Raw genomic sequence first — 13,608 nt, 5'->3', positions numbered from 1 at the left:
ATGGCCAAGAAGGATGTCGCCGGTTTCTGGTTCGACCCGCTGTGCCCGTGGTGCTGGATCACCTCCCGCTGGATTCTGGAGGTGGAGAAGGTCCGGGACATCGACGTGGAGTTCCACGTTATGAGCTTGGCCGTGCTCAACGAGGGACGCGATCTGCCCGAGGAGTACCAGGAGGCGATGAAGACGGCGTGGGGTCCGGTGCGCGTGGCGATCGCCGCCGAGCAGGCCAAGGGCAACGAGATCCTGCGTCCGCTGTACACCGCGATGGGCACCAGAATTCACAACGAGGGCAACAAGGACTTCGACGACGTGATCAGTGGCTCGCTCGAAGAGGTGGGCCTGCCGGCCGAGCTGGCCGAGGCGGCGACGTCGGACAAGTTCGACGAGGCACTGCGCAAGAGCCACCACGAGGGTATGGACGCCGTCGGCGACGACGTCGGCACGCCGACCATCCACGTCAACGGTGTCGCGTTCTTCGGGCCGGTGCTGTCGCGGATACCTCGCGGCGAGGAGGCAGGCAAGCTGTGGGACGCGTCGGTGATCTTCGCGGCCTACCCGCATTTCTGGGAGCTCAAGCGCTCGCGCACCGAGGCACCTGAGTTCGACTGACCTGGGTGATTCTCACTCGACGGTGAAGATCATCGAGTGCCAGCCCGTTGAGCCGTCGGGGACCGGGCCCGGATTAATCAGCCGCAGCCTCTCCTCGGCCTGCAGCCGACCGGTGCCGTCGGTGGCGCGGCAGGTCACGGTGTGCTGACCGGGCGGCAGCGCCGTCGTGAGCCGGAACATGCGCCACGTGAACGGGTTCACCTCGGGTGCCAGATCGGCGGGCTGCCAGTCGCCGGTGTCGAAGCGCAGTTCGACACCACTGATGCCGCGGCCCTGCGCCCAGGCGGTGCCCGCGACCGTCACGTCCCCGCCCTGCACGCGTTGGAACGATGTCGGCGCGTCGATCCGCGACGAGATCTTGATGGGGGCGACGCCCGGCGGCTCGCCGTCCCACCCGCGTCTGACCCAATACGGTTTGACGTCGAAGGTGGCGAGTTCGAGTTCGGTGAGCCACTTGGTGGCTGAGACGTACCCGTAGAGGCCGGGCACCACGGTGCGCATCGGGAAGCCGTGCTCGGGCAGCAATGCCTCGCGATTCATCCCAATCGCCACCATCGCCTCCCTGCCGGCGTTGCGCAGCAGCTCCAACGGTGTGCCGAGGGTGAATCCGTCCACGGAGTGTCCGACGACCTGCTGGGCGTCGTCGCGAACACCGGCCCGTGCGAGTAGGTCCAGCAACGGCACGCCGATGAAGTTCGCGGTCGAGACATACGGCCCACCAACCTCATTCGACACACAGGTCATGGTGATGGTCCGCTCCACCAGCGGCATGGACCGGATGTCGTTGAAGCTGAACTCGAGCGGCCGCTCGACCATGCCGGTGATGCGCAGCGCGGCATCCTCGGCGCGCAGCTGCGGCACGGCGAGGTTGATGTCGATCCGGTAGAAGTCGGCGATCGGGGTGATGAAGCTCGGCGTCCCGAGTTCGGGGAACGCCGCCCCCGCCGGAATAGGCGGCGCAGGGATCGTGGGGACAAGCGCACCGACCGCGCGTCGCGACGCGGCCACGTCGATCCGTCGAGCCAGCCCGAACCCGCCCGCGCCGGCCAGCACCGCGCCCGCCGAGGCAGTAACCGCGCCCACCACGAAGCGTCGCCGTCCCAGACCCGCGCCGGGTGTCGGCGCCGGTACGGGATCCCGCGGCAGCGCACGTCCGCGCAACCACCACAGCACCGCCACCCCCGCGACGGCGGCGGCCAGCGGAGCGAGCAGGCCGGGACCGCCCCCGGACTGCTCGCGCACGGCCAGCGTCCCGAGCACCCCGAGGACGACGATCGCCACCACACCGGGCACCACACTGCGCCGCGAGATCAGCCCGATCACCAAGCCGATGACGGCGAGGGCGATGGCCATACCGACCAGGAGGGCGGGTTTGTCGTTGGTGCCGAAGGACCTGATGGCGAAGTCCTTGACCGGGGCGGGTGTGCGGTCGATGACCGCGTCGCCCACGGCCAGAAACGGCGACGCGGTGGGCAGCAGCAGGAGACCGGCGACCAGATGCCCGACGCCCAGCGCGGCGAGCACCGCGATGAGCCCGGTGGGGGCGGCCCGGACGATGGGGACGCGGGTCTTCGTCATGACGGTGATTCGGCGCCACGGCGGCGCGGGATGGATCGGTGTCGTGACGCAACGCTGACGTCGCCCGGCGCGTGAAGGTGAGGATAAGTCGTCTGATCCGAACTTGGTCGTTCCGGTTGCAAGTATCTGTCGAGCACGTCAAAGTGCTCGCATGACAGCGGCTGAACCCACTACCGACGGCACCTACGGGGACCGCATCGTCGCGGTCGAACCCGGCGGCAACGAATTCATTGCCGATGCCGACCGGCACGGGCGCCCCAGCCAGCTGCTGTGGACCTGGGCGTCACCCAACCTTGAGTTCGCCACGATCTTCCTGGGCGTGCTCGCGGTGGCCTACTACGGCATGACGTTCTGGCAGGCCGTCGCCGGCATAGTGGTGGGCGCAGGCCTGGGCACACTGGCGCACTCTGTCCTGTCCGCCCGCGGTCCGGTGCACGGCGTGCCCCAGATGGTGCTCGGACGTCTGGCGTTCGGTTTCAAGGGCAACGCCGTGCCGTCCACGCTGATGTCGATCACCGCCGGAGTGGGCTGGTTCGCGACCAATAGCGTCAGCGGTGCGTTCGCGCTCTCGACGCTGTTCGGCGTCGGCCCGCTGCTGGCGCTGGTGGTGGTGGTTGTCGTCCAGACCGCGCTGGCCTTCTTCGGACACAACCTGGTGCAGGCGTTCGAGCGCCTGGCCTTCCCTGTGCTCGCGGTGATCTTCGCAATCGCCTCGGTGGTCATCCTGACCAAGGCCGACCTCGGTGCGCCTGCCGTCGACGGCGGCGTCGGCGGGATGGGTGGTTTTCTGCTGACCGTGGGAACGACCTTCGGCTATGTTGCCGGGTGGGCGCCCTACGCGGCCGACTTCAGCCGCTATCTGCCGCGCACCGTATCGCCGCTCCGCACTGGCGTTTTCGGATCCGCCGGCCTGTTCCTGGCGTGCACCGTCCTCGCGATCGTCGGTGCGGCCTCGGTGACCATCGCGACGGCCGGATCCGACAACCCGACCGACGCGTTCACCGGTTCGCTGCCCGGCTGGCTCGCCAGCGCCACGCTGTTGGCCATCGCGATCGGAGCCATCGCGGCCAACGCCATCAACGTCTACTCGGGTGCGATGGCGTTCGTCACCACCGGGGTCAAGCTGCCCGCGCATATCGCCCGCGCGCTGGCCACGGTGTTCTTCGGGGTCGCCGGCTTCCTGATCGCCTGGTGGGCGCTGGCCGACGCCGCTGCCAGCTACGAGGCGTTCCTGCTGCTCATCGCGTACTGGATCGGGCCATGGCTTGGTGTGGTTTTCGCCGACCAGTATCTGCGCCGCGGCCACCGGATCGACGGCTTCCTGTATGACCGCAGCTACACCAACTGGCCGGGCCTGGCGTCGTTCCTGATCGGCCTGGTGGTCTCGGTGCTGCTGTTCTGCAATCAGGAGAGGTTCGTCGGCTACATCGTGCGAGCCGTACCGGAACTGGGGGACATCACCTTCTTCGTCGGTTTCGTGCTTGCCGCCGGCTGCTACCTTGTGTTCTGCCGAGCCAAGATCGAAGCGGAACGAGTTGCCTTGTGACACCGGAGGAAATGCTTGAGGTTGCCGTCGCCGAAGCCCGAAAGGGGCTTGCGGAGGGCGGGATTCCGATCGGCGCTGCCTTGTTCCGCGACGACGGCGTGCTGCTGGGCAGCGGCCACAACCGGCGGGTCCAGAACGACGACCCCTCCGTGCACGGTGAGACCGATGCGTTTCGCAACGCGGGCCGCCAGCGCGACTACCGCTCGACGGTGATGGTGACGACGCTCTCGCCGTGTTGGTACTGCAGCGGGCTGGTGCGGCAGTTCAACATCGGGGCCGTGGTGATCGGGGAGTCCAAGACGTTCACCGGTGGACATGACTGGCTGGCCGAGAACGGGGTCAGCATCACGGTGCTCGATGACCAGCGCTGCGTGAACATGATGGAGGAGTTCATCGCGGACCGGCCGGAACTGTGGAACGAGGACATAGGGGTAGCAGAGTGAGTGCGATTGCGACAGTGGACATGTCGCGTTGGTACGCCGGTGGCGCCGAGGCCGACGCGCTGGCCGCCGAGGTGGACGAGGGGCTGCAGCGGGCGGGGTTCATCGTGGTCACCGGGCACGGTGTGGACGCGGACCTGGCGGCGCGCGTGCGAGCGGCGAGCCGGGAGTTCTTCGCGCGGCCCGATGAGGTCAAACAGCGCTACTCGGTGCCCGTCGGCGGGCACGGCTGGATCGGCCCGGGTGCCGAGGCGAACGCCTACGCCGAGGGAACCGAGACCCCGCCGGACCTCAAGGAGAGCTTCAGCCTGGGTGCCGAAACGGCCACCGGCGATCCGGAGGTGGACCGAATCTGGTTCGCGCCCAACGTCTGGCCGGCCGAGGTGCCGCAGCTGCGGACCCTCGTCGAGGAGTACACCGCGGCGATGCGCACGATGTCCGATCATCTGCTGGCCCTGTTCGCGCGGGCACTGGGACTGTCCGAGAACCCCTTCACCGCACTGGCGAGCCGCCCCACCTGGACGATGAACATCAACCACTACCCGCCGGTGAGTGTGGTCGGCGAACCCGAGCCGGGGCAGTTCCGGATCGGCCCGCACACCGATTTCGGCACGGTGACGGTGCTCGACCGTGAGCCGGGAGCAGGCGGTCTTCAGGTCTACTCCGAGGAGGCGGGCTGGGAGGACGCCCCGTGGCAGCCGGGCGCGCTGACGGTCAACATCGGCGACCTGCTGGAGCACTGGAGCGGGCGGCGCTGGCCGTCGGGCCGACATCGGGTGCTGCCACCGCAACCGCATGCCCCGGAGGAGGACCTGGTGTCGCTCGTCTACTTCTACGAGGCCAACCACGACGCGCTCGTGACTCCGCTGGAGCCGCCGGTCGGGCGGGTCTCGGGGCTGTCGCCGGTGACGACGGCCGACTTCATCAAGGAGCGGCTCGACGCCATCACCGTGGCCTGAGCATTGCGAGCGACCCGGCGGCAAGAAGTAGGGTATCGACCATGCGCGTCTACCTCGGTGCTGACCACGCCGGTTACGAACTCAAGCAGGCGATCATCGAGCATCTCAAGGCCGGTGGTCATGAGCCCGTCGACTGCGGCGCCCACACCTATGACGCGCAGGACGACTACCCGGCGTTCTGCATCGCCACGGCGGTCCGGACCGTCGCCGACCCCGGCAGCCTGGGGATCGTGCTCGGTGGGTCGGGCAACGGCGAGCAGATCGCGGCCAACAAGGTGCCCGGCGCCCGCTGTGCGCTGGCCTGGAGTACCGAGACGGCATCGCTTGCGCGCCAGCACAACAAGGCGCAGCTGATCGGCATCGGTGGCCGCATGCACACCGAGGCCGAGGCGCTCGAGATCGTCGACGCGTTCCTGTCGACGCCGTGGTCGGAGGAACCGCGCCACCAGCGTCGGGTCGACATCATCGAGGCCTACGAGTTGACGCACGACGCGCCTCCCGTGCCCGACGCCTCGGCGTAACCCGTGCCCGAAGGGCACACCCTGCACCGCCTGGCACGGCTGCACCAGAAGCGGTTCGGTCGCGCTCCTGTCGTCGTGACCAGCCCGCAGGGGCGCTTCACCGAATCCGCGGCGGCGATCAGCGGCAAGGTGCTGCGCAGGTCCGCTGCCCACGGCAAGCACCTCTTCCACCACTACGACGGCGGTGCGGTGGTGCACGTGCATCTCGGGCTGTACGGGACGTTCACCGAGCACCCCATTCCCATGCCCGCACCCGTCGGCCAGGTCCGGATGCGGATGCTCGGCGCGGAGTACGGCACCGACCTGCGTGGGCCGACCGCGTGTGAGGTCATCAGCCGTACCGAGGTCGACGACATCATCGCGAGGCTGGGGCCCGACCCGCTGGGGCGCAACCCCGACCCGGGACCGGCATGGGCGCGAATCAGCAAGTCGCGCAGACCGATCGGTGCGCTGTTGATGGATCAGGCGGTGATCGCAGGCGTGGGCAACGTGTACCGCTGCGAGTTGTTGTATCGCCACCTCATCGATCCGCATCGGCCGGGCACGAACATCGGCCTCGAGGAGTTCGACGCCGCCTGGACCGACCTCGTCGCGTTAATGAAGGTCGGCGTGAGCGGCGGCAAGATCGTCACGATCCGACGCCCCGACGACAAGGGCGCGCCGTCCTATCGGGAGGGCCGTCCACGCACGTATGTGTACCGACGGGCCGGCGAGGCATGCCGGGTGTGCGGTGACACGATCCGCACCGAGGTCATGGACGGCCGCAACCTCTTCTGGTGTCCGACCTGCCAGATCTGACGCCGCGCGCCGCCTGCTGATTGACGGGAGAATCAACGCGTGGAACTCATCCTCGTCGTCGTAGGCGCCATCGCGGTCACCGCTGTCGCACACCGGCGGGGGCTGGAACCCGCGTTGATCATCGTCATGATCGGCGGCGCGGTGTCGTTCCTGCCGGACTTCGAGGCACCCGAGCTGGACTCGCACATCCTGCTGACGGTCGTGTTGCCCCCGCTGCTCTACTCGGCGGCGCTGAACTTCTCGTTCCCGACGTTCCTGCGCAACATCAGGCCCATCCTCGGGCTGGGTGTGGGTCTGGTCGTGGTAACCGCGTTCACCGTCGCGGCGGTGGCCTCGTGGCTGGTGGTCGTGCCGTTGACGTTCGGGACGGCACTGGTCCTCGGCGCGATCGTGGCCCCGCCCGATGCCGTCACGGCGGTCGCCGTTGGCCGCAAGCTCGGGCTGCCCAAGAAGGTGATGGCGATCCTCACCGGCGAGAGCCTCATCAACGACGCCGCCGCCCTTACGCTGTTCTCGATCGCCGTCGCGCAGGTCGCGGGAACCCACACGTTCATCGAGAATCCGTTCCTGCTGTTCACCTACAGTGCCGTGCTGGGGCCGGTCGTGGGTGCGGTGCTCGGTCTCGTCACGCTGTGGATCCGCAAGCGGCTGGCCAATCCGGGGTTGGAGACGGTGCAGGGTCTGGTGGTGCCGTTCGCGGCGTTCATCACCGCCGAGGAGCTGCACGCATCCGGCGTGCTGGCAGTTGTGGTCGCGGGTTTCGTGGTCGGCAACGGCACCCTGTCAGCGGGCTATCAGACCCGGCTGCAGGAGCGCTACGTGTGGAACTCGGTCGACGTGCTGCTCGAGGCCTTCGTGTTCGCCTACATCGGGCTGCATCTGCGGTTCGTTCTCGAGGATCTGCGCGACGCCCACGAATCGCTGGCGGAAGTCGCGGTCGCCGCGCTGGTCGTGCTGGTGCTGGTAATGCTGATCCGGCCGCTGTCGGTGCTTCTCATGTTCGGTCGCAACAAGCTCTCCAGTCACGTCGAACGCAAGCTCAGTGTGCCTGCGCCCGCGGTCGGACGCGGCGCGCGGGGAATGCGACGCGCGGACAAACCGCCGGGCAAGTGGCGGTCCCGGATCGACCGGCGGTCACTGTCGTGGCAGGAGAACGTCGTCGTGTCGTGGACGGGCATGCGCGGGGTGGTCACCCTGGCCGCGGCTGCCGCCATCCCGGTGACCACCGCGAGCGGTGAACCCTTCCCCGAGCGGGCCACCATCCAGGCCATCGCGTTCGTCGTCAGCGTCGGCACGCTGCTGATTCAGGGGTGGACCCTGCCGCCGCTGATCAGCCGGCTCCGCCTGTCGCGCTTCTCCGACGACCATGCCGCGGACCGCGGCGAGGAACTCAAGGCCGAACGCGCCGTGCACGACGCCGCTGAGGAAGTGCTGGCGCAGTTCCGTGCAAACCCGCCTGCGGGTATGGACCCGCACGTGCTCGCCGACATCGGCAACACCATCGCTCGGCATTCGCAGGACGCCGACCAGATGCCCGACCCCGAGGCGCACACCAAACGCGCCGAGGTGTTCTCGGCGCTGTACCGCGAGGTGCTGTCGGCGCAGCGCGCCGCGCTGATCGCCGAACGGGACGAGGGCCGCATCGAGGACGAGGCCGTCCGCGGCATGTTGGAGCGACTCGACCTGCAGGAGGCCGGCGTGTCAGCCAGGCTGGAGAGCCGGCTCTAAACCCGGGGGACCGGGGCTAGAAACCCCCGAAGTCGCCGCCCCCGCCGAAGTCCCAGCCGCCGCCGTCGCCGCCTCCGCCCCAGCTGTCGCCCCCGCCACCCCAGCTGTCGCCGCCGCCTCCGCCGTCATCGAAGCCGCCAGCGTCCTGGCCGGCGCCATCGAGCTGACCCTGGTCCATACCGTCCTGGAAGCCGTCGCCGTAGCCGTTCTCGAAGGCCTGCGCGTCGTAGCCGACCCCGCCCATACCCGAGAACAGCGTGCTGAACAGCAGCACCGAGCCCATGCCCCAGGCGCCCGCGACCAGGGCGGGCTTCCACCACGGCTCGGAGTACCAGCCTGCGGGCACCGGTCGGCCGGCGACTCGGCCGCCGGGGTAGTAGTTCGGCGTGCGCTGTGACGGGGTCGGGGATGCCTCGATCTGGCGGCCCTCGAAGTCCACTCGGCGGTCCTCGGTGACGGTGCCCGCCGCGCGTTGCCCGCTCAGCGTCTCGAGTTCGGGACCCGGGTCCATGCCCATCGCCACCCGGGCCGCGCGCACGTAGTACAGCCCCTCCATGGCGCTCTCCTTGGCAAGCAGGGCCTGCTTCGCGGTCGTGGCCTGGTCGATCTGCGAGCCCGCGGCGGTGTAGCGCTCGGAGGCGTCGGCGAGCGCCTGCTTGGACGCGTCGTCGGTACCGGACAGGTTGATCACCTGGCCGCCAAGCCGCTCGATGAGGCGCCGGGCGTCGGCCTTGGCGTCGGCCAGTGACGCGGCACTGCGCTGCCCGGAGGCCTTCGATGAGTTGTAGACCGCGAACGCGATTGCGCCGAGTACGACGAGGATGAGCACCAGCAGAAAGCCGTCCATGAGCCCAGCCTACCGACGGAGACGCCCAGGAAGGCGTTGATGAACGCGCAGCTGAGTGCGCTCTCAGGAGAACACGCCGAGGCGGTATCGCGATGCCGTCGCCTCGTCGCCCGGGGTTGCTGACAGCGCTCGGGGTTTCAGGAGAATTTCATTCTTGACTAATTCCAGATTATGGGCCAGGCTTTGTTTGTGGCGACGATCACCGACTTCCAGCAGATGCTGCGTCGGTCCGACCTGCGAGTCACCCGCCCTCGAGTGGCAGTACTGGGCGCGGTGTACGAGCACCCGCATGCCGACACGGATTCGATCATTCGTGCTGTGCGAGAAGAGCTGCCCGACGTGTCGCACCAGGCTGTATACGACTCGTTGCATGCATTGACCGCAGCGCGGTTGGTGCGGCGTATCCAGCCGTCAGGCTCCGTGGCTCGTTACGAGTCACGCGTCGGCGACAACCACCACCACGTCGTGTGCCGGACGTGTGGGGCCATCGCCGATGTCGACTGTGCGGTCGGTGGGGCACCCTGCCTGACCGCGTCAGATGACCACGGTTTCACGATCGACGAAGCCGAGGTCATGTACTGGGGCGTGTGCCCCGACTGTTCCACTGCTCCAACTAGATAACCCCTTAACCCGCCAGCCCCGGAAAGGATTTGTCATGGCCGAAACACACCCACCCATTGGCGAAGCTCAAACAGAACCCGCCGAAAGCGGTTGTCCCATGCAGATTAAGCCCCCCGTCGAGGGCGGCAGCAACCGTGATTGGTGGCCCAATGCGGTGAATCTGAAGATCCTGCAGAAGAATCCCCCCGCGATCGACCCGACGGATGAGGGCTACGACTACCGCGAGGCCGTCAAGTCTCTCGATTTCGAGGCCTTCGAGCGCGATTTCGATGCGCTGCTTACGGATTCGCAGGACTGGTGGCCGGCGGACTTCGGTCACTACGGGCCGCTGTTCGTCCGCATGTCGTGGCACGCAGCGGGCACCTACCGGGTCGAGGACGGGCGCGGTGGCGGCGGACGCGGTATGCAGCGCTTCGCCCCGCTGAACAGCTGGCCCGACAACGTCAGCCTGGACAAGGCGCGCCGTCTGCTGTGGCCGCTCAAGAAGAAGTACGGCAAGAAGATCTCGTGGTCCGACCTGATCGTCTACGCCGGTAACCGCGCCCAGGAGCACATGGGCTTCAAGACCGCCGGCTTCGCCTTCGGCCGCCCCGACTTCTGGGAGCCCGAGGAGGACATCTACTGGGGTGCCGAACACGAATGGCTGGGCTCCCAGGATCGGTACGCCGGTTCGGGTGGTGACCGGACCAAGCTGGAGAACCCGCTCGGCGCAAGCCATATGGGTCTGATCTACGTCAATCCCGAAGGCCCCGAGGGCAATCCGGATCCAGTCGCCGCGGCCATTGACATCCGCGAGACCTTCGGCCGGATGGCGATGAACGATGTCGAGACGGCCGCGCTGATCGTCGGCGGCCACACCTTCGGCAAGACCCACGGTGCCACTGACATCGAGAACGGGGTGGAGCCCGAAGCCGCACCGCTCGAGCAGATGGGCCTGGGCTGGAGCAACCCGGGCGTCGGCAACGAAGCCGTCAGCAGCGGCCTCGAGGTGACCTGGACCCATACCCCCACGAAGTGGGACAACTCGTTCCTGGAGATCCTCTACGGCAACGAGTGGGAGCTGACCAAGAGCCCGCAGGGCGCCAACCAGTGGAAGCCCAAGGACGGCGGCTGGGCCAACTCGGTGCCGATGGCCCAGGGCTCCGGCAAGACCCACCCGTCGATGCTGACCACCGACCTGTCGATGCGCATGGACCCGATCTACGGCGCGATCACCCGCCGCTGGCTGGATCACCCGGAGGAGCTGGCCGACGAGTACGCCAAGGCCTGGTTCAAGCTGCTGCACCGCGATCTGGGGCCGGTGGCTCGCTACCTCGGGCCGCTGGTGCCCAAGCAGACCTGGCTGTGGCAGGACATCGTTCCGGCAGGCAAGGCGCTGTCCGATGCCGATGTCGCGACGCTCAAGGCGGCCATCGCAGAGTCGGGCCTGACCACCCAGCAGCTGGTGGACACCGCGTGGAAGGCAGCGGCGTCATTCCGTTCCAGCGATCTGCGCGGCGGTGCCAACGGCGGACGGATCCGGCTGCAGCCGCAGCTGGGCTGGGAGGCCAACGAGACCGAAGAGCTGTCGCAGGTGATTCGCAAGCTCGAGGAGATCCAGCAGGCGTCCGACACCGGGGTGTCCTTCGCCGACCTGGTGGTCCTCGGCGGTGTCGTGGGTGTCGAGAAGGCGGCCAGGGATGCCGGGTTCGACGTCACGGTGCCGTTCACCTCGGGTCGTGGCGACGCCACCCAGGAACAGACCGACGTCGAGTCGTTCGCCTACCTGGAGCCCAGCAGCGACGGTTTCCGCAACTATGCGGGCAAGGGCGACAGCCTGCCGGCCGAGTACCGCCTCATCGACCGGGCCAACCTGCTGGGTCTGTCGGCTCCCGAGATGACCGTGCTGGTCGGCGGTCTGCGAGTGCTGGGCGCCAACTACGGTGGCTCGGATCTCGGCGTGCTCACTGCCAACAAGGGACAGCTGACGAACGACTACTTCGTCAACCTGACCGATATGGGCACCAAGTGGGCGCCGTCGCCGGCCGATGACGGCACCTACGTCGGCACCGACCGCACCAGCGGTGCGCAGAAGTACACCGCCAGCCGTGTCGATCTGCTGTTCGGCTCGAACTCGCAGCTGCGGGCACTGGCTGAGGTGTACGCCGAGGACGACGCCAAGGAGAAGTTCGTCAAGGACTTCGTCGCGGCCTGGACCAAGGTGATGAACGCCGATCGGTTCGATCTGACCGCCTGATAGCAGCAACCTGAGTACCTCGACGCCCAGGTCGGCCCCCGTGGCTGACCTGGGCGTTCGGGTAGCTGGGATGGCCCAGCGCATGTCCGAAAAGCAGAAAACCGCCCTAACCAGGGCGGCTCTCTTGGAGCGGGCGACGGGAATCGAACCCGCGTAGCTAGTTTGGAAGACTTTTACCTGGGCGGCTGGGCAAAGGCCGAGTGCTGGTCAGCCACGACGCGGACCGGGCCGAACCAGCGCGAACCGGTCCGGACCGAGCCGGTTGGGTCGGGTGTCTGCTGGTAGAGCTACTGCGTGTCCGGGGGTGCAACCGAGGTACAAGCCCGACGAAATCACCGGCGCTCTGTCAGTGCGCTCTCATACCATCGGCGCATGACGAAAGTGATCACGCACTCGCATCTCGAGAACGGCAGGGTCGAAGGCGACGTCCTGGTGTGCGATGGCGGTGACCTCACTCTCACCGGGAAGATCACCGGCACCCTCACCATCGGCCGGGGCGGATATGCACTCGTATGCGGCACAGTAGGAAAACTGGTTGTCCGTGACGCTGGAGGCGCTCGACTCGACGGCACATGCCAGGGAGACGTCCGCAACGACGGCGGAGAACTGAAGATCGATAGGAACGCTCAGGTGAACGGCTCCACCTACGGCTACGTGGCGACCGTCTGACGTGACACGCCGAACACAATTTGTTGTGTTGCGGTGCGCTGTCGGACACCAGGGGTAGTGTCTGGAACATCGTCGTAGCTCAACGGATAGAGCGCCCTTTTCTCAAAGGGGAGGTTGCGGGTTCGAGTCCCGTCGGCGGCTTAGGAAGAGGCACGTCGAGCTGCACACCCGCGCTCCGTGCCTCTTCTGCTGTCTGCGCCGACCACGTCTCGGCGGTCCTCGCAAGTCGACTCACAAACTGATGATGCTTGTCACCCAACGTCGGTACTGTCTGCTCGCAACGACTATCGGGCGGGCGGGGCGTGCAATTAGTGACTAACGACCAAGATGTGGCGCGACTGCGGGAGCACGTCGGGCAGAACATCAGCAACATGCATTCCTTTCCTGAGGGGTGGCCTTCGAACGTCGAGCTGGCGCTCATCGACACCGTGTTGTCGATTCGCGCTCGGTACGGGGTGACGGCTGAGACGGGGGTGCGTGGCGCCATCAAGCGATACAAGGCCGCCACGGGTCGAGCCGAATGGAACGATCTGAAGACGCTGGCGGGTGTTGACCCCGCGTGGCTGTCCGGCGTGCTGGCGAATCGCCAGAAGACAGGCGGCGTGCCCAAGGCGGAGGCAATTGTCTCGGCGGCTGGGCGACTTGCCGACGTCGGCGTGGTGCACTCTGCTGATATCGACCGAGGCTCAGAGGTTCACCGGCGCGCGTACTGCGGCACACGCGGACTTGGCCCAGTGACTTGGCAGTACTTCCTCATGCTGATTGGACACGACGGAGTGAAAGCCGACACGTTGGTCACTCGCTTCGTCACTGAGGCTGTTGGCCGCAGGTTGGACTCAAAGTCGGTCGCGCAGTTGGTGACCAAGACTGCCGCGGAACTCCAGATTCCAGCGGCCGATCTTGATCACTCGATCTGGCGGTACATGAGCAACCCCCGCCGTAGCTGACCCGACAGAATCCGCCAGCCCTCGGCCCGGAGTAGGAGGACTCTCGCGCCGAGGGGCTGGCGGTGACTGTGGGTTGTGTTAGGGCTGGCTCGCTGGGCGCATCACCGAC

13 protein-coding genes and 1 tRNA gene are annotated in these 13,608 nt (G+C 67.3%); 12 read left to right on the top strand and 2 right to left on the bottom strand.

The window, feature by feature from the left end; translation table 11 throughout:
* Complete coding sequence (locus tag ABIA65_RS29750) at positions 1-609, top strand: mycothiol-dependent nitroreductase Rv2466c family protein (protein ID WP_354525800.1); 609 nt, start codon at positions 1-3, stop codon at positions 607-609.
* Between the two features lie 12 nt (positions 610-621).
* Here the strand turns inward: ABIA65_RS29750 and ABIA65_RS29745 are convergent, their stop codons facing one another.
* On the bottom strand, positions 622-2,187 hold the full coding sequence (locus ABIA65_RS29745; RefSeq protein ID WP_354525799.1) for a molybdopterin-dependent oxidoreductase: 1,566 nt from the start codon (positions 2,185-2,187) through the stop codon (positions 622-624).
* A gap of 151 nt (positions 2,188-2,338) precedes the next feature.
* Here ABIA65_RS29745 and ABIA65_RS29740 point away from each other — a divergent pair, with 151 nt between their 5' ends.
* From ABIA65_RS29740 to ABIA65_RS29715, 6 genes are read left to right on the top strand one after another with little or no spacing between them, the layout of a single operon-like run.
* Positions 2,339-3,733 carry a purine-cytosine permease family protein gene (locus ABIA65_RS29740; protein ID WP_354525798.1) on the top strand — a complete coding sequence of 465 codons (1,395 nt, stop codon included), beginning with the start codon at positions 2,339-2,341 and terminating at the stop codon, positions 3,731-3,733.
* Entirely contained in the window at positions 3,730-4,176 is a 447-nt protein-coding gene (locus tag ABIA65_RS29735; protein WP_354525797.1) for a nucleoside deaminase, read from the top strand. The genes ABIA65_RS29740 and ABIA65_RS29735 overlap by 4 nt, the downstream gene beginning before the upstream one ends.
* Complete coding sequence (locus ABIA65_RS29730; protein ID WP_354525796.1) at positions 4,173-5,132, top strand: isopenicillin N synthase family dioxygenase; 960 nt, start codon at positions 4,173-4,175, stop codon at positions 5,130-5,132. The genes ABIA65_RS29735 and ABIA65_RS29730 overlap by 4 nt, the downstream gene beginning before the upstream one ends.
* Positions 5,133-5,173: 41 nt before the next feature.
* Positions 5,174-5,653 carry a ribose-5-phosphate isomerase gene (locus tag ABIA65_RS29725; protein WP_241404336.1) on the top strand — a complete coding sequence of 160 codons (480 nt, stop codon included), beginning with the start codon at positions 5,174-5,176 and terminating at the stop codon, positions 5,651-5,653.
* Positions 5,654-5,656: 3 nt separating this feature from the next.
* Positions 5,657-6,451 (top strand): Fpg/Nei family DNA glycosylase, encoded by a 795-nt coding sequence (locus ABIA65_RS29720; protein WP_354525795.1) that lies wholly within the window; start codon positions 5,657-5,659, stop codon positions 6,449-6,451.
* A gap of 39 nt (positions 6,452-6,490) precedes the next feature.
* On the top strand, positions 6,491-8,179 hold the full coding sequence (locus tag ABIA65_RS29715; RefSeq protein ID WP_354525794.1) for a cation:proton antiporter: 1,689 nt from the start codon (positions 6,491-6,493) through the stop codon (positions 8,177-8,179).
* A gap of 16 nt (positions 8,180-8,195) precedes the next feature.
* Here ABIA65_RS29715 and ABIA65_RS29710 read toward each other — a convergent pair whose 3' ends face one another.
* Positions 8,196-9,026, bottom strand: a complete 831-nt coding sequence (locus ABIA65_RS29710; protein ID WP_354525793.1) for a DUF1542 domain-containing protein — start codon at positions 9,024-9,026, stop codon at positions 8,196-8,198.
* 216 nt (positions 9,027-9,242) lie between these two features.
* On the opposite strand from ABIA65_RS29710, the gene ABIA65_RS29705 reads away from it, so the two are divergent.
* From ABIA65_RS29705 to ABIA65_RS29685, 5 genes are all read left to right on the top strand, one after another.
* Positions 9,243-9,647 carry a Fur family transcriptional regulator gene (locus tag ABIA65_RS29705; RefSeq protein WP_371747093.1) on the top strand — a complete coding sequence of 135 codons (405 nt, stop codon included), beginning with the start codon at positions 9,243-9,245 and terminating at the stop codon, positions 9,645-9,647.
* Between the two features lie 34 nt (positions 9,648-9,681).
* On the top strand, positions 9,682-11,883 hold the full coding sequence (katG, locus tag ABIA65_RS29700; RefSeq protein ID WP_354525792.1) for a catalase/peroxidase HPI: 2,202 nt from the start codon (positions 9,682-9,684) through the stop codon (positions 11,881-11,883).
* A 372-nt stretch (positions 11,884-12,255) separates the two neighbouring features.
* Positions 12,256-12,552 (top strand): hypothetical protein, encoded by a 297-nt coding sequence (locus ABIA65_RS29695; RefSeq protein WP_354525791.1) that lies wholly within the window; start codon positions 12,256-12,258, stop codon positions 12,550-12,552.
* Between the two features lie 68 nt (positions 12,553-12,620).
* A tRNA-Glu gene (locus ABIA65_RS29690) sits at positions 12,621-12,690 on the top strand.
* A gap of 164 nt (positions 12,691-12,854) precedes the next feature.
* Entirely contained in the window at positions 12,855-13,499 is a 645-nt protein-coding gene (locus tag ABIA65_RS29685; RefSeq protein ID WP_502919634.1) for a DUF8548 family protein, read from the top strand.
* Positions 13,500-13,608 lie beyond the last annotated feature (109 nt).

It is taken from the genome of Mycolicibacterium sp. 624 (assembly GCF_040548615.1).
Lineage (GTDB): Bacteria > Actinomycetota > Actinomycetes > Mycobacteriales > Mycobacteriaceae > Mycobacterium.
Note: the sequence above shows the minus strand (reverse complement) of the source record. Positions and strands in the feature narration are given on the sequence as shown.

Bases quoted from the DNA above. Each gene is read 5' to 3' on its own strand.
- ABIA65_RS29750 (WP_354525800.1), top strand. From the start codon at position 1: ATGGCCAAGAAGGATGTCGCCGGTTTCTGGTTCGACCCGCTGTGCCCG.
- ABIA65_RS29745 (WP_354525799.1), bottom strand. From the start codon at position 2,187: ATGACGAAGACCCGCGTCCCCATCGTCCGGGCCGCCCCCACCGGGCTC.
- ABIA65_RS29740 (WP_354525798.1), top strand. From the start codon at position 2,339: ATGACAGCGGCTGAACCCACTACCGACGGCACCTACGGGGACCGCATC.
- ABIA65_RS29725 (WP_241404336.1), top strand. From the start codon at position 5,174: ATGCGCGTCTACCTCGGTGCTGACCACGCCGGTTACGAACTCAAGCAG.
- ABIA65_RS29710 (WP_354525793.1), bottom strand. From the start codon at position 9,026: ATGGACGGCTTTCTGCTGGTGCTCATCCTCGTCGTACTCGGCGCAATC.
- ABIA65_RS29705 (WP_371747093.1), top strand. From the start codon at position 9,243: ATGCTGCGTCGGTCCGACCTGCGAGTCACCCGCCCTCGAGTGGCAGTA.
- katG (WP_354525792.1), top strand. From the start codon at position 9,682: ATGGCCGAAACACACCCACCCATTGGCGAAGCTCAAACAGAACCCGCC.
- ABIA65_RS29695 (WP_354525791.1), top strand. From the start codon at position 12,256: ATGACGAAAGTGATCACGCACTCGCATCTCGAGAACGGCAGGGTCGAA.